Origin of the sequence: Sinomonas sp. P47F7, assembly GCF_049332655.1 — a bacterium.
Classification (GTDB): Bacteria; Actinomycetota; Actinomycetes; order Actinomycetales; family Micrococcaceae; genus Sinomonas.
Genome location: NZ_CP186327.1, coordinates 595,927 through 613,164, shown reverse-complemented (window position 1 = coordinate 613,164; position 17,238 = coordinate 595,927). Strand labels below are relative to the sequence as shown.

Annotated in this window: 14 protein-coding genes and 1 pseudogene; 8 read left to right on the top strand and 7 right to left on the bottom strand. The window is 70.3% G+C overall.

Going from position 1 to position 17,238, the window contains the following annotated elements; translation table 11 throughout:
• Positions 1-9: 9 nt before the first annotated feature.
• The 3 genes and pseudogenes from ACOKR1_RS03020 to ACOKR1_RS03010 all read left to right on the top strand — a co-directional run bounded on the left by ACOKR1_RS03020 (position 10) and on the right by ACOKR1_RS03010 (position 6,797).
• Positions 10-4,923 (top strand): annotated as a pseudogene (locus tag ACOKR1_RS03020) (NAD-glutamate dehydrogenase).
• Between the two features lie 24 nt (positions 4,924-4,947).
• A complete protein-coding gene (locus tag ACOKR1_RS03015) occupies positions 4,948-5,733 on the top strand; it encodes a nucleotidyltransferase domain-containing protein (protein ID WP_422935295.1) in 786 nt (261 codons plus the stop codon).
• Between the two features lie 125 nt (positions 5,734-5,858).
• The gene (locus ACOKR1_RS03010) at positions 5,859-6,797 is read left to right on the top strand and encodes a 3-methyladenine DNA glycosylase (RefSeq protein WP_422935294.1); all 939 of its coding nucleotides are present in this window, start codon (positions 5,859-5,861) and stop codon (positions 6,795-6,797) included.
• A gap of 3 nt (positions 6,798-6,800) precedes the next feature.
• Here the strand turns inward: ACOKR1_RS03010 and ACOKR1_RS03005 are convergent, their stop codons facing one another.
• Entirely contained in the window at positions 6,801-7,196 is a 396-nt protein-coding gene (locus ACOKR1_RS03005) for a YchJ family protein (protein WP_422935293.1), read from the bottom strand.
• A gap of 150 nt (positions 7,197-7,346) precedes the next feature.
• Between ACOKR1_RS03005 and purS the strand changes: the two genes are divergently transcribed.
• From purS to purL, 3 genes are read left to right on the top strand one after another with little or no spacing between them, the layout of a single operon-like run.
• A complete protein-coding gene (purS, locus tag ACOKR1_RS03000) occupies positions 7,347-7,631 on the top strand; it encodes a phosphoribosylformylglycinamidine synthase subunit PurS (RefSeq protein WP_422935292.1) in 285 nt (94 codons plus the stop codon).
• Positions 7,632-7,633: 2 nt separating this feature from the next.
• On the top strand, positions 7,634-8,395 hold the full coding sequence (gene purQ, locus ACOKR1_RS02995; RefSeq protein WP_415855176.1) for a phosphoribosylformylglycinamidine synthase subunit PurQ: 762 nt from the start codon (positions 7,634-7,636) through the stop codon (positions 8,393-8,395).
• Positions 8,392-10,734, top strand: coding sequence for a phosphoribosylformylglycinamidine synthase subunit PurL (gene purL / locus ACOKR1_RS02990; RefSeq protein ID WP_422935291.1), 2,343 nt, complete (start codon positions 8,392-8,394; stop codon positions 10,732-10,734). The genes purQ and purL overlap by 4 nt, the downstream gene beginning before the upstream one ends.
• Positions 10,735-10,847: 113 nt before the next feature.
• On the opposite strand, the gene ACOKR1_RS02985 is transcribed toward purL, so the two are convergent.
• The 5 genes from ACOKR1_RS02985 to ACOKR1_RS02965 all read right to left on the bottom strand — a co-directional run bounded on the left by ACOKR1_RS02985 (position 10,848) and on the right by ACOKR1_RS02965 (position 15,058).
• Positions 10,848-11,807 (bottom strand): hypothetical protein, encoded by a 960-nt coding sequence (locus tag ACOKR1_RS02985; RefSeq protein WP_422935290.1) that lies wholly within the window; start codon positions 11,805-11,807, stop codon positions 10,848-10,850.
• A gap of 129 nt (positions 11,808-11,936) precedes the next feature.
• Entirely contained in the window at positions 11,937-12,230 is a 294-nt protein-coding gene (locus tag ACOKR1_RS02980; protein WP_422935289.1) for a DUF503 domain-containing protein, read from the bottom strand.
• 62 nt (positions 12,231-12,292) lie between these two features.
• A complete protein-coding gene (locus tag ACOKR1_RS02975) occupies positions 12,293-13,207 on the bottom strand; it encodes an oxygenase MpaB family protein (RefSeq protein WP_422935288.1) in 915 nt (304 codons plus the stop codon).
• Between the two features lie 43 nt (positions 13,208-13,250).
• The gene (locus tag ACOKR1_RS02970) at positions 13,251-14,060 is read right to left on the bottom strand and encodes an alpha/beta fold hydrolase (protein ID WP_422935287.1); all 810 of its coding nucleotides are present in this window, start codon (positions 14,058-14,060) and stop codon (positions 13,251-13,253) included.
• 65 nt (positions 14,061-14,125) lie between these two features.
• Positions 14,126-15,058 (bottom strand): NAD-dependent epimerase/dehydratase family protein, encoded by a 933-nt coding sequence (locus tag ACOKR1_RS02965; RefSeq protein WP_422935286.1) that lies wholly within the window; start codon positions 15,056-15,058, stop codon positions 14,126-14,128.
• A gap of 122 nt (positions 15,059-15,180) precedes the next feature.
• Here ACOKR1_RS02965 and ACOKR1_RS02960 point away from each other — a divergent pair, with 122 nt between their 5' ends.
• Positions 15,181-15,864: a TetR/AcrR family transcriptional regulator gene (locus ACOKR1_RS02960; protein ID WP_422935285.1), complete on the top strand. Its 684-nt coding sequence runs from the start codon at positions 15,181-15,183 to the stop codon at positions 15,862-15,864.
• A gap of 26 nt (positions 15,865-15,890) precedes the next feature.
• Here the strand turns inward: ACOKR1_RS02960 and ACOKR1_RS02955 are convergent, their stop codons facing one another.
• Complete coding sequence (locus ACOKR1_RS02955; protein ID WP_422935284.1) at positions 15,891-16,142, bottom strand: hypothetical protein; 252 nt, start codon at positions 16,140-16,142, stop codon at positions 15,891-15,893.
• Positions 16,143-16,235: 93 nt separating this feature from the next.
• Here ACOKR1_RS02955 and ACOKR1_RS02950 point away from each other — a divergent pair, with 93 nt between their 5' ends.
• Positions 16,236-17,225 (top strand): helix-turn-helix domain-containing protein, encoded by a 990-nt coding sequence (locus ACOKR1_RS02950; protein ID WP_422935283.1) that lies wholly within the window; start codon positions 16,236-16,238, stop codon positions 17,223-17,225.
• Positions 17,226-17,238 lie beyond the last annotated feature (13 nt).

The following is a 17,238-nucleotide window of genomic DNA, read 5'->3' as shown; positions in this document are numbered from 1 at the left end:
CGCAAGGGCATGCCACGTGACACCGTGCCAACGGAGGGCTCGCGGGCGAGCGGCCCGCTGGAGAAGGACGACGCGTTCCTCGCCGACTACTACGAGCACGTGGCCGCCGAGGACCTCCACGACTACAGCGTTGCGACCCTCGAACTCAGGGCGCGTGAGCACCTCGATCTCGCGCGGGTGCGCCCGCCGGGGACCTCCCGGGTCGCCGTAGTCAACGAGCGGGACGCCGGATTGGTGCTCGTGGTCACCGATGACCTGCCCCACACGCTCCGCTCGGTCACCGCGGAGCTCACGCACGGGGGCGCTCCGATCCGACTGCTCGTCCACCCCACGTTCACGGTGCGGCGCGATCCGTCGACGCACGGGCTCCTCGAGGTCCGCCACGGTCCCCGGCGCTCGGGACTGGGCGCCGCCGCCGGGGGCACGGAGTCCGGCCCTGTGACGGGCTCCGGCGCCCGCACCGGCACCGGCTCGGCCGCCGACTCTGCTGCGGCCGCCGCGACGGAGATCTGGATCGCGGCGGAGACCAGTCGGCTGGCAGACGAGTCCGGTGCCCATCGGCTTGAGGCCCGACTGCAGAAGGTCCTCGCCGACGTCCGAGACGCCGCCGGGGACGAAGGCGCGCTGCACGCCCGAATGGCCGCGACCGTCAAGAACGTGAGCGCGTTCCCCGACGGGTGCGTCCCGCCTGCCGCGGAACTCGCGGAGTTGCTGCGGTGGCTCGAGGGCGGCAACTTCCTCGTGTTGGGCGCGTGCGACTACGAACGGACGACGGCGGAGGGCCGGGTAATTCTCACACGGCGCCCGGGCTCGGGGCTGGGCCTGCTCCGCCGCCATAGGCTGCCTGACGGCGCGACCCCGGCGCCGCGGTCCGAACGGGTCCTGACCTTCGTCACGTCCGGTCTCCGCTCCTCGGTGGAGCGGAACGCCTACCTGGAGGAAGTCCGGCTCAGCACCTTCAACGACGCGGGAACCGCGACAGGGGAGCGCTGCTTCGTGGGCTTGCTGACTCCCGGGGCCGCCGGACCGTCGCTACGGCGCATTCCGGTGATCCGGGACGAGGTGGCCGCGGTCCAGTCGCAGCTCGGTATCCCCCGGGCATCCCATGAGGCCACGGAGCTCGCGGCGGCCCTCGAATCGCTTCCGCTCAGCGAGCTGTTCCACCTTGAGATCGACGAACTCACGCGGCTCGCGGGAGAGATCGTCCGGCTCCAGGAGCGGCGGCAGACGCGACTGTTCCTGCGCCAAGACCCGCGGGGACATTTCCTCACCGCCCTCTTCTTCCTTCCCCGGCACCGCTACACCACGGCAGTGGGCCTGCGGATCGAGCGGGAGCTCAAGCAAGCGCTGCGGGCCACCTCGATCGAGTTCGACGTTCGCGTGAGCCAACCCATGGCCCGCGTTTCCTGCCGCGTGCTGCTTCCCCCCGACGCGTTCCTCGAAGCCCTCGACGCCACCGAACTCGAACGGCGCCTCCTCGAGACCACGAGGACGTGGACGGAGGGGCTTTCCGATGCCATCCGGAGTCGCTGGCCGTCGAGGGCCGCCCGGCTGACTGCCCTGTGGTCGGGCGCGTTCCCCGCGAGCTATCAGGCCGAGGTCAGCGTCGACGACGCGCTCGAGGACATCAGGCAGTTCGAGCGCTTCGACCTCGACGGCGCGGGCGGGCGCCCCTTGTCCGACCCTCTGCTGACCGTTTCGGCCGGCGCTGGCGCGGCCGCAGCGCCCCGCGAGGCGCGAGTCCGGCTCTATCTCACGGGACCGCGGACGCTGACCCAGATCCTGCCGGTCTTCCACAACCTGGGCCTCGAAGTGCTGAACGAACGCCCGTTCGACCTTGTGCGCGGCGCCGACCAGCCCTTGTTCCTGTACGAGCTGGACGTGAGGTATCCGACCGGCGTGGATCCGGTGGACACCAGCTCCCTCCTCTCGGACGCCTTCGGCGCAGCCATGCGTGGGGACTCGGAATCAGACCGTTTCGACGCACTGGTCCTCCGGGAAGGCGTGGGCTGGCGGCAGGTCGCGATCCTCCGGGCCTATGCGAAGTACCTGCTGCAGCTCGGCACCACGAACTCGTACGACTTCATCGCAGACGCGCTCCTGGCCAACGGCACCGCGACCCACGCGCTCCTCGGCCTGTTCCACGCGCGGTTCGACCCTGGGCTGCCCGCCGCCCACCGGCTCGGCGGCACCGCGGCCGCACGTGCCGCGACGATCGAGGCCATCGACGCGGTCGCGTCACTGGACGCGGATCGGCTGCTCCGGACGTTCCTCAACCTCATCGAGGCCACCACGCGAACCAACTTCTACCGCGGCCAGCCCTATCTGAGTTTCAAGCTCCAGCCCTCCCACCTCCGGAGTGCGCCCCAACCCCGGCCGCGGTTCGAGATCTGGGTCTATTCGCCGCGGGTGGAAGGAGTGCACTTGCGGTTCGGGCCTGTGGCGCGCGGCGGCCTGAGATGGTCGGATCGGAGGGAGGACTTCCGCACGGAGGTCCTGGGGCTCGCCAAGGCGCAGATCGTGAAGAACTCCGTGATCGTCCCGACCGGGGCGAAGGGCGGCTTCTTCCCCAAGCGGCTCCCCGACCCTGACGCTGACCGGGCGGCTTGGTTGGCCGAGGGCATCGAGGCCTACCGGGACTTCCTCCGCGGGCTGCTCGACCTCACGGACAACCTTGCCCTCCCGGACGATGTGACCCCTCCGGACGTGCGTTCCCGCGGCTCGGTGGGACGCGTCATCCCGCCGCCGGGTGTGGTGAGACATGACGACGACGACTATTACCTCGTCGTCGCGGCCGACAAGGGCACCGCGGCGCTCTCCGATGTAGCGAACGAGGTGGCGAACGAGTACGGCTTCTAGCTCGGCGACGCGTTCGCGTCCGGTGGCTCGGCTGGCTACGACCACAAGAAGCTGGGCATCACTGCCCGCGGCGCGTGGGAGTCCGTCAAGGAACACTTCCGCGATCTGGGCGTCGACTGCCAGCGCGAGGACTTCACGGTAGCGGGCATCGGCGATATGAGCGGGGACGTATTCGGCAACGGCATGCTCCTCTCCGAGCACATCCGGCTCGTCGCCGCGTTCGACCACCGGCACATCTTCCTCGACCCCAGCCCCGACCCGGCCTCCTCGCTCGCCGAGCGCCGCCGCCTCTTCGAGCTGCCCCGGTCCTCCTGGGCGGACTACAGCCCCGCGCTGCTCAGTCCGGGCGGCGGGGTCTATCCGCGCACCGCGAAGTCCGTTCCCGTGACCCCGCACGTCCGGAGGGCGCTCGCCCTTCCGCCGACGACGGCGGCGCTGACGCCGCCCGAGCTCATCCAGGCCATCCTGCGCGCCCCGGTGGATCTCATGTACAACGGCGGGATCGGCACGTACGTCAAGGCCTCGACGGAATCCAACCGGGAGGTCGGCGACAAAGCCGACGACTCGGTCCGGGTCAACGCCAACGAGCTTCGGGCCAGGATCGTCGTCGAAGGCGGCAACCTCGGGATGACGCAACGGGGCCGGGTCGAAGCCGCCCTCAACGGCGTCCTTCTCAACACCGACGCGATCGACAACTCCGCCGGGGTCGACTGCTCGGACCACGAGGTCAACATCAAGATCTTCATCGACCGCATGATCGCGACGGGACAGCTGCCCGCGAGCGAGCGCACCGAGTTCCTTCGCTCCCTCGGCGACGGCGTGGTCCGTCTGGTCCTCAAGAACAACCGGGATCAGAACGTCCTGCTCCGCAACGAGCGGACGCTCGTCCTGAACTGGAGCCCGGGCTTCGAACGGACCCTGGACTGGCTAGAGAACGCCACCGAACTCGATCGCTCTCTCGAGGCGCTGCCGACGACAGCCGAACTGCACTCCCGGCTCGCGGCGGGCAACGGGCTCACCGCGCCCGAGCTGTCTGTCCTGGCCGCGTACGCCAAGATCGAACTCGCCGAGGAGCTAAGCGAGAGCGACGTCGCGGACGACCCGTGGTTCGATCGGGTCCTCCAAAGCTACTTCCCGCCTCGCGTGGTCGAACGCTTCGGATCGGAGATCCGGGAGCACCCGCTGCGGCGGCAGATCATCTCCACGCTGCTCGCCAACGACATGATCAACCTCGGCGGAATCACGTTCGCCTTCCGTACCGTCGAGGAGACCACCGCAACGGCCGCAGCGATCGCCCGCGGCTTCGTGGCAATCCGAGAGGCCTATGACCTGCAGGGATTCGCGGACGGGATTGCCCAGCTCCCGCCCGAGTTCCCCAGCGAACACGCCGCCGAGCTCGCCGTCCACATGCGTCGGATCATCGACCGCGCAACCCGCTGGTACGTCACGCACGACCACCGTGACCAACCGCTCGGCCAGGCCCTCGGCAGGATCCTGCCCACCCTCGAGCTGCTGCGCACATCGACGGCGGATTATCTCCGCGGCGAAGACGCCGACCGAGTGCACGGACGCCTTGCGCACTGGGACAGCGTGGGGCTCCCGCGCGACCTGGGTCGCCGCGCGGCCGACATGCTCGAGAGCTTCGGGCTGCTGGACATCTCGCTCATCTCCGAGCAGGTCGACGAGCCGATCGAACGGATCGCGGACCTCTACTGGGCCGTCTTCTACAGGATCGACGCCGCCCGGCTTCTCCTCCGGGTCACCGATCTGCCGCGGCACAGCCGGTGGGAAGCGCTCGCCCGTGCGGCGCTGCGCAACGACGTGTACGCTGTGGTCGCTGACATCACCGTTGCGGTCCTGCAGACCACAGGGCTCAAGCAGGCCCCGCGCGGCGACCTGCTGTTCGCCGATCCGATCGAGCGGATCGTCGAGTGGGAACGCGGACACCACGAGCAGCTTGCCCGGATCAAGGACACGCTCGCCGAGGTGACGAAGCCCGGAGAGGTTGACATCGCGTCCCTGTCGGTAGTGAGCAAGCTTCTCCGGACGCTCATCCGCACGTGACCTGAGGCGCCGTAGGGTGGGTCCGTGGACGATTCCGCCTTCGTTGACCATGTGGCCGATCATCTCGCGGCGCTCCCGAACGTCGTTGCCGTGTCACTTGGCGGCTCGCGGGCGGCGGGCACGCACACCGCGGCGAGCGACTGGGACTTCGCCGTCTACTACCGCGGGAGCTTCGACCCCGACGCGTTGCGGGCCGTCGGGTGGCCAGGGACGGTCTCCGAGATCGGCGGCTGGGGCGGCGGGGTCTTCAACGGGGGCGCATGGCTCGAGATCGACGGCCGCCGGGCGGACGTCCACTACCGCGACGCTGACGCCGTCGAGCACGAGTTCGCGGAGGCGCGGACCGGGCGATTCCGCATCGAACCGCTCCTGTTCCATCTCGCAGGGATCCCGAGTTACCTCGTCGTCGCCGAGCTCGCGGTCAACCGCGTGCTGCGCGGCACCATGCCGCGTCCCGAGTACCCGCCGCGGCTTCGCGAGACGGCCCCGCCCGTGTGGCGCGAGCGAGCGGACCTGACGCTCACCTACGCGCGGAACGCCTACGTCGAGGGCGCGAAGCTCACCGAGCTTGCCGGCGCGCTGGCCACGTCCGCGGCCATGACGGCGCACGGCGTGCTTGCGGCGCGCGGCGAGTGGGTCACGAACGAGAAGCGGCTCCTCGAGCGGGCCGGGCTCCGGGGCCTCGATGCCATCGTGGCGAGCCTCCGAGCCGACCCGGCCGCCCTCGCGAACGCCCTCGACCGGGCGAGCGAGCTCTTCTCGGCCGCTCTCGATGACGCGCTTCCGACCAACCGTCCCTCGGGGGCATAACCGTCCCGTCTGCGACATGACCGTCCTGAAGAGGCATGACCGCTGCTGCTGCCGGACGGTTTTGCCTTCACCGGACGGTCAGCCTGCGCGAAGGGACGGTTGTGCGGAGCGAGGATAATGGACTGGTGCCCTTGCCCGCCCCGGTCGCTCCCGCCGTCGTCCTTCAACAGGACGAATGGCTCCCGCGCGCCCGGGCCCACGCCGAGCGGGCGGCGCGCTTCGCCGACCCGTTCGTCGCCCGGCGGAACGCGCGCAGGAAGCACCCGGTCGAGGACTTCCTCTTCACGTACTACACGCTCAAGCCGGGCCAGCTGGGCCGCTGGCACCCGGGCGCGGGCGTCGCGTTAACGGGCGACGGCGCGGCGGAGCGCCTGGGGTGGAAGCATTACCGCGCGCTCACGGAAGCCGAGCGGGAGGCCGCGGGCGTGCGGGAGGGGACAACCGCCGTCGTGCTCGACGCCGCGGGGTACCTCGCCGAGCGCGAGGAGACGGTGCGCTTCAGCGGCGTCATCCTGGGCGGGACGGCGCAGCGGCCAGCACAATTCGGCTGCTTCGGCCTGCACGAGTGGGCCATGGCGTACCACTCGGAGAAGTTCGGCATCCGGCACGAATACCTCCCGCTGCGGCTCGGCGCCGATGGCACGGATCGCGTCGTCGACGAACACCGGATCCGCTGCACGCACTTCGACGCGTTCCGCTTCTACACGCCGGACGCCGCGCCCCGCAACGAGCTCCAGCCCTCGCGCGAGACGCAGCGGCACCTCGAGCAGCCCGGCTGCCTCCACGCGAACATGGACCTCTACAAGTGGGCGTACAAGCTCGGGCCCGCGGTTCCGGGCGAGCTGCTCATGGACTGTTTCGAGCTCGCCCAGCGGATCCGCGAGATGGACATGCAGGCTTCGCCGTACGACCTCTCCGACTGGGGCTACTCCCCCATCCGCATCGAGACTGCGGCGGGGAAGGCCGAGTATGTGGAGCTCCAGCGCGGCTTCGCGGCGGAAGCGGCGTCGCTCCGCGACCACCTGAAGGACACGATCGCGCCCCTCGCGGCTGCGCTTCCCTAGCGGCTACTCGGCGTCGACGTAGAACCAACGCCCGCCCTCGCGCACAAAACGCGAGGTCTCGCGCAGGACTCCCAGCCCGCCGTCGTCCGTGTAGTGCGCAGCGAACTCGACGATCCCCGCCCCCTCGAACGGGCCGCCCGCCTCAGCGCGGACGACGTCGAGGCGTCGCCACTGCGTGCCGTCGTCGAGTTCGAGCGTGCCCGGCCGCGTGGACGGATGCCACGTCGCGAGGAGGTACTCCGCCATGCCCGGCTCCGGGGCGAGCGCAAAAGCGCTGTACCGCGAGCGCATGAGCGCGTCCGCGGTCGGAGCGGCCGCGCCCGCGTGGAAGCGGCCGCAGCAAGCGCCGTAGGTCTCGCCGGTGCCGCACGGGCAGAGGGTATCGGGATCGAAGGTCACGGGCACAGAGTAGCCGCTGTCACAGCGGCTTCCGGAGGCGCCGGGTAGAATCGGGGTGCAAGCCCGCGGAGTGCCCTGCCCTCTTGCGCCCGTCGTTGGTGGAGTCTTCTGTGGCTTGCTCACTCACCCTCAAGCACAGGAGCCTCCTCGATGCCCCGGATCGTTGTCGATGTCATGCCGAAACCCGAGATTCTCGACCCGCAGGGGAAGGCGATCGTGGGGGCCCTGCCGCGGCTCGGCTTCACGGCCTTCAGCGGCGTGCGCCAGGGCAAGCGCTTCGAGCTGACCGTGGACGGCGAGGTGACCGAGGAGATCCTCGAGCAGGCCCGCAACGCGGCCGCGACGATGCTCTCCAACCCCGTGATCGAAGACGTGGTGAACGTGGAAGTCCTCTCGGAGGAGACGGACGCGGCCGGCGCGGCCGAGGTGCGCTGACCATGAGCGAAACGCCCCTCATCGGCGGCACCGCGGTGGCCGAGAACGCGCCGCTCACGGACGCCCGCATCGGCGTCGTCACCTTCCCCGGCACGCTCGATGACCGCGACGCCGCGCGCGCCGTGCGCCTCGCGGGCGCGACCCCCGTCCCGCTCTGGCACGCCGACACAACGCTGGGCGACGTGGACGCGATCGTCATCCCGGGAGGCTTCTCGTACGGCGACTACCTGCGCGCGGGCGCGATCGCGCGGTTCGCGCCGCTCATGGCGAAGATCGTCGATGCCGCCAACTCGATCGACAAGCTCCCCGTGCTCGGGATCTGCAACGGTTTCCAGATCCTCACCGAGGCGCACCTCCTGCCGGGTTCGATGATCAAGAACGACCACCTCAAGTTCATCTGCCGCGACCAGACGCTCCGGGTCGAGAACAACCGCACCGCGTGGACCAACCAGTACGCGGCCGGCCAGGAGATCACGATCGTCCTCAAGAACCAGGACGGCCAGTACGTCGCGGACGAGAAGACGCTCGACGCGCTTGAGGCCGAGGGCCGCGTCGCATTCCGGTACGTCGGCTGGAACCCGAACGGCTCGCGCCGCGGGATCGCCGGCATCACGAACACGGCGGGCAACGTGGTGGGCCTCATGCCGCACCCCGAGCACGCCGTCGAGGCCGGCTTCGGCCCGCTCGGCGCCGACGGACACTACAGCACCGACGGCCTCGGCTTCTTCGCGTCCGTCCTCAGCCAGCTCGTGGAGGCGAAATGACCGCAGGGAATAGAACAGTGCCCAACGAAACCCAGACCGCGCCGAAGTTCAACATCGACACGGTCGAGCACGCCGCGGGGACCCCGGACGTCGAACTGCCCTGGGCCGAGCTGGGCCTCAAGAGAGGCGAGTTCGAGGAGATCGTCAAGCTCCTGGACCGCCGCCCCACCGCCGCCGAGCTCGCGATGTACTCGGTCATGTGGAGCGAGCACTGCTCCTACAAGTCCTCGAAGGTGCACCTCCGCCAGTTCGGCGAGAAGCTCACCGACGAGATGAAGAAGGACATGATGGTGGGCATCGGCGAGAACGCCGGTGTGACTGACCTCGGCGACGGTTGGGCCGTCACCTTCAAGGTCGAGTCCCACAACCACCCCTCGTTCGTCGAGCCCTACCAGGGCGCGGCGACGGGCATCGGCGGCATTGTGCGCGACATCATCTCGATGGGCGCCCGCCCCGTGGCCGTCATGGACCCGCTGCGCTTCGGCGCGATCGACCACCCGGACACGGCCCGCCTCGTGCACGGCATCGTCTCCGGGATCGGCGGCTACGGGAACTCGCTCGGGCTGCCGAACATCGGCGGCGAGGTCGTGTTCGACTCCGTCTACCAGGCCAACCCGCTCGTGAACGCGCTCGCCGTCGGCGTGCTGCGCCACGAGGATCTCCGCCTCGCCAACGCCTCGGGCGTGGGCAACCGCGTGGTGCTGTTCGGCGCCCGCACGGGCGGCGACGGGATCGGCGGGGCCTCGGTTCTGGCGTCAGAGTCCTTCGACGACTCGAAGCCCTCCAAGCGGCCCGCCGTCCAGGTCGGCGATCCGTTCGCGGAGAAGGTGCTCATCGAGTGCTGCCTCGAGCTCTTCAAGCACTCGCTCGTCGAGGGCATCCAGGACCTCGGCGCCGCCGGCATCTCCTGCGCGACGTCGGAGCTCGCCTCGAACGGCGAGGGCGGCATGCGCGTCGAGCTGACGAACGTCCTGCTCCGCGACCCCACCCTGACCCCGGGCGAGATCCTCATGTCCGAGTCGCAGGAACGCATGATGGCGGTCGTGACGCCGGACAACGTGGCCGAGTTCGAGAAGGTCATGGAGAAGTGGAACGTCGAGTTCTCGTGGCTCGGCGAGGTCACAGATTCGGGCCGGCTCGTGATCACGTGGGACGGCAAGACGATCGTCGACGTCGACCCCCGCACGGTGGCCCACGAGGGCCCGGTCTACAACCGGCCGTTCCACCGGCCCGAGTGGCTCGACGGCGTCCAGGCGGACACGTTCCGGGCGTCGCAGGCCAGGGCTGAGCTCCCGGAGAGCGGCGACGAGCTCAAGGCCGCCGTGCTTGAGCTCATGGCCTCGCCGAACATGTGCGACAAGTCGTGGGTCACGAAGCAGTACGACCACTACGTGGGCGGCAACACGGCCCTCGCCTCCCCCGACGACGCGGGCGTGATCCGCGTCGACGAGGAGACCGGCCTCGGCGTCGCGATCTCGACCGACGCGAACGGCCGCTACGCGTACCTCGACCCGTACACCGGTGCGCAGCTCGCCCTCGCGGAGTCGTACCGCAACGTCACGACGTCCGGCGCCGTGCCGATGGCCGTGACCGACTGCCTCAACTTCGGCTCCCCGGAGGACCCCGAGGTCATGTGGCAGTTCGCGGAGTCCGTGCGCGGCCTCGCCGACGCGTGCCAGACCCTCGGGATCCCGGTCACCGGCGGCAACGTCTCGCTCTACAACCAGACGGGCACGACGGCGATCCACCCCACCCCCGTGGTGGGCGTCCTCGGGAAGTTCGACGACGTCGACCGCCGCACGCCGTCGGGCTGGCAGCAGAACGCGGACGGCCAGGCGATCTATCTCCTCGGCACCACGCGCGATGAGCTCGACGGCTCGGAGTTCGCGAACCTGCGCGGGCACCTCGGCGGGCTTCCGCCGAGGCTCGACCTCGAGGCGGAGAAGACGCTGGGCGCGATCCTCATCAATGCCTCGCGCGACGGCATGATCGACTCGGCGCACGATCTCTCCGAGGGCGGCCTCGCCGCGGCCCTGTCCGAGATGGTGCTGCGCTTCGGCGTCGGCGCGCGCGTGGCGCTCGACGATCTCTGCGCGCGCGACGGCGTGGACGCGTTCACGGCCCTGTTCTCGGAGTCGCAGGCTCGCGCCGTCGTAGCCGTCCCGCGCTCCGAGGAGGTGCGCTTCAACGACATGGCCACCGCGCGCCAGTTCCCGGTGGTGCGCCTCGGCGTTGTCGACGTCCTCGCAACCGCGCTCGAGGTGCAGGGCCTGTTCGATCTGCCGATCGCCGAGCTCCGCACGGCCCACGAGGGAACGCTGCCGAAGCATTTCGGCTGACGCCCTCACCCGCATCGACTGTCCCCATCGGCTCCCCGGGCTCGTTCCTCGCCCGGGGGCCCTCGCCGATGTGGGCCCTCCGTAACCGTCGTTTTGAGCCATGAAAACGACGGTTACGGAGCAGTCGTTTTACTGTCGGGACGCCAACCCGCCGCGACCAGCGCCGTTCGGACCTTCGCGACCGCTGCCTTCGCGTTGTGGAGCATGTGCCTTTTCGAAATCCGTACCTCGGTCCAGAGCGCGTCGGCATAGCTTTCCGACCTGGTGATGTCGCGTACCACCTGCTGGACCTCCCCGTGATGCTCGCCCTCGTACTCGACTCCTACGCGATAGTCCACAAATGCGATATCGGGCTTAGGCCCACGGCGTCCGTCTGGGCCTACAATCTGGACGTTGAGCCGCGGCTCAGGCAGGCCGGCACGAACGAGTTCGAGCCGAAGTTGGGTTTCCTGGGGAGAATCCGAGCCGACACGGATCAGTTCGAGGGCGATCCTCGCCTTCCTGATGCCCCGTTTGCCCTTGTGGCGGTCCACGATCCGGCGAAGGTCCGCGATGGTGCAATGGGAATCGGTGCGCCCCTCGAGGTCTGGATATGGGATGCGGACGCACGCATCTCCGACCGCCACGAGCTCATCGATGCTCACCGTCTCGGCTAGGTCGAGCCACGTCCGTGCGGGCGTCGTCACGGGAAGGCCCTGCGCGAAACTCACCTCATCTTCAAAGAGCTTTGCCCGATGCACCGTCACGTGCGGACGGTTGAGGTGCGCTGCCCCCTCGGGTCGGATCACGTGGTAGACCTCGGGGTCGCTGGCGCGCCGGCGGCGATGCGGCAGACCGTGGAGCTCGGCAGCGGTCACGTGCGACGCCGCGCATAACTCGTTGACCTCGAGGAACGGGCGAACCCGCGCGACCAAGGGGACCTTCGCCGTCGTCCTCGGCGCGCGGATTCCGCGCCCGACCGACCGCAGGGACCCATGTCTCAGGCGGCGCTCCGAAACCCCGGCCGCATCGGCCTCGGCGACCGTGAAGGGTCGGAACGGCAGCTCTCCGGGAAGCGGTCGAGGGGTCTTCATGGCACTATCTGACCAGATCGGCCGTGCCCGGCCTGAAGTTATCCACAGGCCCCGATCGACTGCTCCGTAACTGTCGTTTTGAGGGCTCAAAACGACACTTACGGAGCAGTCGATTGGCCTTGGGGAGGATTAGTCGTCGCTGCAGAGTTCGCGGCGGCGCGCGCTGAGAAGGTCAAGTTCGGGGCGGCCGGCCACGAAACGTTCGACGGCGTCGAGCACCTCGACCGCATGGGTCCGGTCCGCGGTCACCAGCACCGCGCCGAGCTCGGCCCGGCGGTAGAGCTCCTGCGCGCCGACCTCTGCCGCCGAGACCTCAAACCGCCGTCTCAGCTCGGCGACGAGAGGACGCACGATCGCCCGCTTCTCCTTAAGCGAGTGCACGTCCCCGAGCAGGATGTCGAACTCGATCCACGCGATCCACATGAGCCCATTCTCGCCGCCGCCCCTCCGTCTCGGATGCAGAGCGGGCGAGTTGTCGGGCCGGGCTACAGCACGCCGAGGCGGGCGAGCCGGCGGCGGGCCGCCTCCTCGCTGGGACCCGGGCTGCCGAGGGCAAGGCCGACGACGGCGAGCGTCACCTGAGCGCCCTGCCGCGCCGGAAGCAGCCCGTGCCTGACCGCCTGCCGGTTGAGCCCGAGCAGCTCGATATGACGATCGGACATCGAATCGATCGCGGCCGCGAACAGGGTCCTGTACCCCGGCACCAGCAGAGGGTCGAGCGGGAGGCGCCGCAGGAAGCCAACCACCTCGTCGAGGCGGGGGCTGTGCGCGAGGCGCGCGCCGTCGTCATATGCGGTGAGCTGTTCGCGCAGCTCGGCGAGGGAGCGCGGCGGCTCGGCGACCCCCATGAGCTCGCCCGCGGTGGCCCATTCGCGGACGTACTGGTCGGCGAGGCCGGGGGCGAGCGGGCCGCGCACATACTCGTACGCGCCGAGGAAGGCATCCGTGAAGGCGAGGTGAACCCACGCGAGCAGCTCCGGATCGTTCGCCGAATACTCGCGGGCCTCGCCGAGGCCGTCGGTGTACTGCCCGACGACGGCGTCGTGCCGCCGCCGCACGTGCTCGCACGCGCGGTGGGCGGCGGCCGTATCGCCGTACGTGACCGTGAAGACCCAGCGGATGGTGCGGGCCAGCCGCGCGAGGGGATCCTCGCGGTAGTACGAGTGGTCGACCACGCCCGCGAGGACCCCCGGATTGAGCGCCTGGGTGAGGAGGGCGCGGATGCCGCCCACGATCGGCGTCATCCCGCCGTGGACCCGCCATGTGACGGAATCGGGCGGGAAGTAGCCCGCGTCGTCGCCCTTCTCGAGGGCGAGCTCCCACTCGGGGACGCCCTCGGACTGCCCCGCGAACGTGCGGCTCAGCCGGCGGCGCAAGGGGGCGAGAACACCGTTGCTCACCCCTCCAGCGTCGCGCGCGGAGGAGCTCCCGGCAATCCCGCCGTCAGCCGCGCCCCGCGCCGCGCCCACGCAGCCACCGCCGGACGGCGCCGTTGAACCCCGCCGGGTCCTCGATGAAGCTCATGTGCCCCACGCCTGGGAGCACCGCAAGCTCGGACCCCGGGATCTGACGTTGCAGGTCCTCGGCCACGGCGAGGGGCGAGCGGACGTCCTCGGCACCGTACAGCAGGAGCGTCGGCACGGTGATGGTCGGCAGAACGGGTCGGTAGTCGGCGCGCCCCGCGACCGCCAGGAGCGCGCGCATGCCCGAGGGGCGGAAGTCCTTGATGAGCCGCGAGACCCTTGCGCGCATCTCTCCGGTGGCGCGGGCGGTCAGGAGAGTGGGCAGCCAGGCCGGGATAATCTCCGACGGCGGCATGTCCAGTTCGGCGGTCGCCTGGAGAATGCGCCGCTCGACCTCCTCGGGCGGGAGGGATCCCGCCCAGCCTGCGTACGCGGAGGCGAGGACGAGCGAGGCGGGGATCTCGGGGTGGTGCTGCCACAGGTCCAGGGCCACGACGGAGCCGAACGAGAGGCCGAGCACGTGTGGCTTGCCGCCCCCGTCGACGAGGCCAAGCTCGGCGAGGAGCCCCGCGAGGATCTCGCCGAGCGAGCCGGCGCCGTCGGTGAGGTCGTCAGAGCCTCCGCAGCCCGGCGCGTCCCACGCGATGACGGTGAACTCGTCGGAGAGGTCGTCGAGCTGGTCCTGCCAGACCCGGCCGTCCTCGTACGCGCCGTGCAGGAGGACGAGCGGCGGCCCGCTGCCGGCCGTCCGGTAGGCGATGCGAAGCCCCGCGACGCTGACCGTTTCCATGCGATTCAGCGTCGGGCCGCGTCCCCCAGGCGGTCAAGGCTCCGTTCAGCAGAGTCGACGCGGGCTCAGCGACGGTCCGCGGCCGTCATCGCGCGGATCGTCTCGCCGAGGGCCTCGTCGGTCGGGGTGGGGGCGAGACGGAAGGCCCGCTGGGCGGCGGTGGAGTCGAGCACGAAGGGTCGGTCGAACTGGTACTGCATCTCGGGAAGCTCGCGAGCCCCCGGGCTGAAGAGCCCGGCGAGGCGGAGCACGCCGAGCGGCATGCGGCCAAGGCGCGCCGGGGCGGTCCCGGCCAAGGTCGCCGCGCGGGCCGCGAGGTCCCGAACGGAGACGGGGGGTGGTGTGACGGCGTGCCAGGCGCGGCCCCACGCCGACTCGTCGGCGCCGACGGCCATCATCGTGCGGGCCATGTCGCCGACGTAGGTCCAGCTGTGGGGGGCATCCAGATCGGCCGGGACCAAGGCGAGGCGCCCCTTGAGCACCGCGGGCAGGACCATGATCGTGAACGTGGTCTGCGCGCCCGCGCCGAGGTAGTCAGAGCCGCGCACCTCTGCCGTGCGGATCCGGCCCGCGGTGTGGGCTTCGAGCTGGGCCGCCCACATGCCGGCCCGGATCCGGCCCTTCGCCGAGTTCGGCCGCGCCGGGAGGTCCTCGGTCATGGGGCCCGCGACCTCGCCGTACGAATACAGGTTCCCGGCGCTGATCAGGACGGCCCCGGTCAGCTCGGCGGCACGGACGACGGCGGCGCTCAGGGGCGGGAATTCGGCTAGCCAGCGGTGGTAGGCAGGGGCCGCGCACTGGTACAGCACGGAGGCCCCGTCGGCGAGCCGAGCGAGCGCCTCGGGATCGGCGGCGCTGGCCGCGCGACGGTCGATGCCCGGGTACTCGGGGCCGCTCCCGCTGCGGGTGACGAGCCGGACCTGCTCGCCCCGCTCAGCCAGCAGGCGGGCGACGGCGGTGCCCACCGGTCCCGCTCCCACCACGACATGCAACGACATGAGAAGCCCCCTCGAGAACAGTGATCACCAACAAGAACAATGTACTCACGCCGTCCACCTTGATCAAGAACAGTGTTCTCGCTTCGTGGCACCGTTCCTTGGCTTGTGGGAGGGTAGGAGGCATGCCAGCACCATCACTGCGCGCGCGGATCCGCACCGAGCTCATGGAGGAGATCAAGGCGGCGGCTCGCCGGCGCCTTGCTACCGACGGCGCGAACCTGTCGCTCCGCGCCGTGGCCCGGGACCTGGGCATGGTCCCCTCCGCCCTCTACCGCTACTTCCCCAGCCGGGACGAGCTGCTGACCGCCCTGATCGTCGAGGGCTACGGGGCGATGGCCGAGGCCGCCCAGCGAGCAGAGGCCAAGGTCTCCCGGACCGACCTGCGGGGCCGCTGGCTGGCCACCGGGCACGCGGTGCGAGACTGGGCCCTCGCCCATCCGGCCGAGTATGGCCTGCTCTACGGAACCCCGGTTCCCGGGTATGCCGCTCCGCAGGACACCGTGGGACCGGCCTCGTCGGTGATCTTCATCCTCACGGGGATCGCCGCCTCGGCGACACCCGCCGAGGAGCCACCCGGAACGCCCCTGCCCGAGGGCGTGCGGGCCGATCTGCGCCGCCTCATCGACCAGCAGGGCGGCGGGATCGGCGAGGGCCTGCTGGAACGGGTCTTCGCCGGCTGGACTCATCTGTACGGACTCGTCAGCTTCGAGGTCTTCGGGCGCCTCGAGGGCACCATCCAGGCCCGCCGCGACTACTTCGAGCACCAGATGAACCTCATGGCGGACCTCGCGGGCCTCCCAGCCTGATCCGCGGTCCGGCTCAGAAGGGCCGCTCAGTAGAGCCGACCGAGCAGGCCGGAACCTTGCACGAGGCGAGCGGCGTCCTCCTCGCGGCGGGCGCGGAGCCGAGCGTCGACGTCGGCCGCTTGGCGCACCTCGTGGAGCAGCCAACCCCACGCGCGAACGACGGCGGCGCGAGCGTCCGCGAGGCCCGCGGACCGGGTATGTGAGCGCCTGGGCAGCGAGGCGGCGCGGGTGGTGGGGACGGTCGGGAGGGAGGGAGCGGGGCAAGCGTTGGTGGTCATGCACTGAAGTCTGCGCCGAGCCCCCGAGGCACGAAACGATTCGGCTCCGCCCAAATCCTCGACCGGAGAACCCCGGATTCCTAGGCTGGATCCATGTTCATCACGCTCACGAGCGAGGACCTCACGAGGGTCCGCTTCGAAGCCTCGCCCCTGTGGGAAACCGTCACGAGCCTCCGGGCGCTCCAGCAGGGCACGCCGCTGCACCGGCCGTGGATCGAGGAGGCGAAGAAGCGCCTCGCCGATGCGGCGGAACCGAAGGCCCGCGAGCATCTCCGCGTGCTCACGACGCTCGTTCCCCCTAAGGGCCCCATCCCCGACGCGCTCACGCCGACGCCGCTCCGGCAGGATTCGTTCAGCGAGACGCTCAAGGCGTTCGCCACGATCCCGGCCGAGCTGTGGCTCCGCGACCTCGGCTACCTCGACCACAGTGGCCTTCCCGACTACTCGCGCCGCATCATCGACGAGTTCCGCGCCGACATCGACGCGGCCGTGCCCCGCATCACCGCCGCCCTCGAGTGGTACTGGGCCACCGCCGTCGAGCCTTACTGGCCGCGCCTGCGCTCGGTGCTGCTCGCGGACATCGACTCGCGCCTCGAGGAGTTGGCCCACCACGGCATCCAAGAGGTCTTCAAGACCCTGCACCCGAGCGTCCGCCCCACGCCTGACGGCCTCGAGATCACACGCGGCTGCGAGGCGACCGACCTCCCCGAGCCGGGCCGCGGGCTCATCCTCGTGCCGAACGCGTTCGTGTGGCCGAACACGCTCGTGCTCAACACGGCTCCGTTCATCCCCACGATCACGTACGCGCCGCGCGGTGTGGGCCGCCTGTGGGAGAAGGGCCGCGACACGAAGGAGAGCCCTGTCTCGCGGCTCCTCGGGCGAACCCGGGCGCAGATCCTCGCCCAGCTCGACGTCCCGATGACGACGACGCAGCTCGCCTGCGCGCTCGACCTCGCCGCCGGGACGGTCAGCAGCCACCTCAAGATCCTCGCCGAATCGGGGCTCACCGAGCCGGTGCGGGCCGGGCGCGAAGTGTTCTACCAGCGGGGCCGCGTGGGCGAGGAGCTGCTCGCGCGGGCGTGAGGCGGCGGCAGAG

Bases quoted from the DNA above. Each gene is read 5' to 3' on its own strand.
- ACOKR1_RS02980 (WP_422935289.1), bottom strand. From the start codon at position 12,230: ATGTGGATCGCGTGGATCGAGTTCGACATCCTGCTCGGGGACGTGCAC.
- ACOKR1_RS02960 (WP_422935285.1), top strand. From the start codon at position 15,181: ATGCCAGCACCATCACTGCGCGCGCGGATCCGCACCGAGCTCATGGAG.
- ACOKR1_RS02985 (WP_422935290.1), bottom strand. From the start codon at position 11,807: ATGAAGACCCCTCGACCGCTTCCCGGAGAGCTGCCGTTCCGACCCTTC.
- purQ (WP_415855176.1), top strand. From the start codon at position 7,634: ATGAGCGAAACGCCCCTCATCGGCGGCACCGCGGTGGCCGAGAACGCG.
- ACOKR1_RS02965 (WP_422935286.1), bottom strand. From the start codon at position 15,058: ATGTCGTTGCATGTCGTGGTGGGAGCGGGACCGGTGGGCACCGCCGTC.
- ACOKR1_RS02970 (WP_422935287.1), bottom strand. From the start codon at position 14,060: ATGGAAACGGTCAGCGTCGCGGGGCTTCGCATCGCCTACCGGACGGCC.
- ACOKR1_RS02955 (WP_422935284.1), bottom strand. From the start codon at position 16,142: ATGACCACCAACGCTTGCCCCGCTCCCTCCCTCCCGACCGTCCCCACC.
- purL (WP_422935291.1), top strand. From the start codon at position 8,392: ATGACCGCAGGGAATAGAACAGTGCCCAACGAAACCCAGACCGCGCCG.
- ACOKR1_RS02950 (WP_422935283.1), top strand. From the start codon at position 16,236: ATGTTCATCACGCTCACGAGCGAGGACCTCACGAGGGTCCGCTTCGAA.
- purS (WP_422935292.1), top strand. From the start codon at position 7,347: ATGCCCCGGATCGTTGTCGATGTCATGCCGAAACCCGAGATTCTCGAC.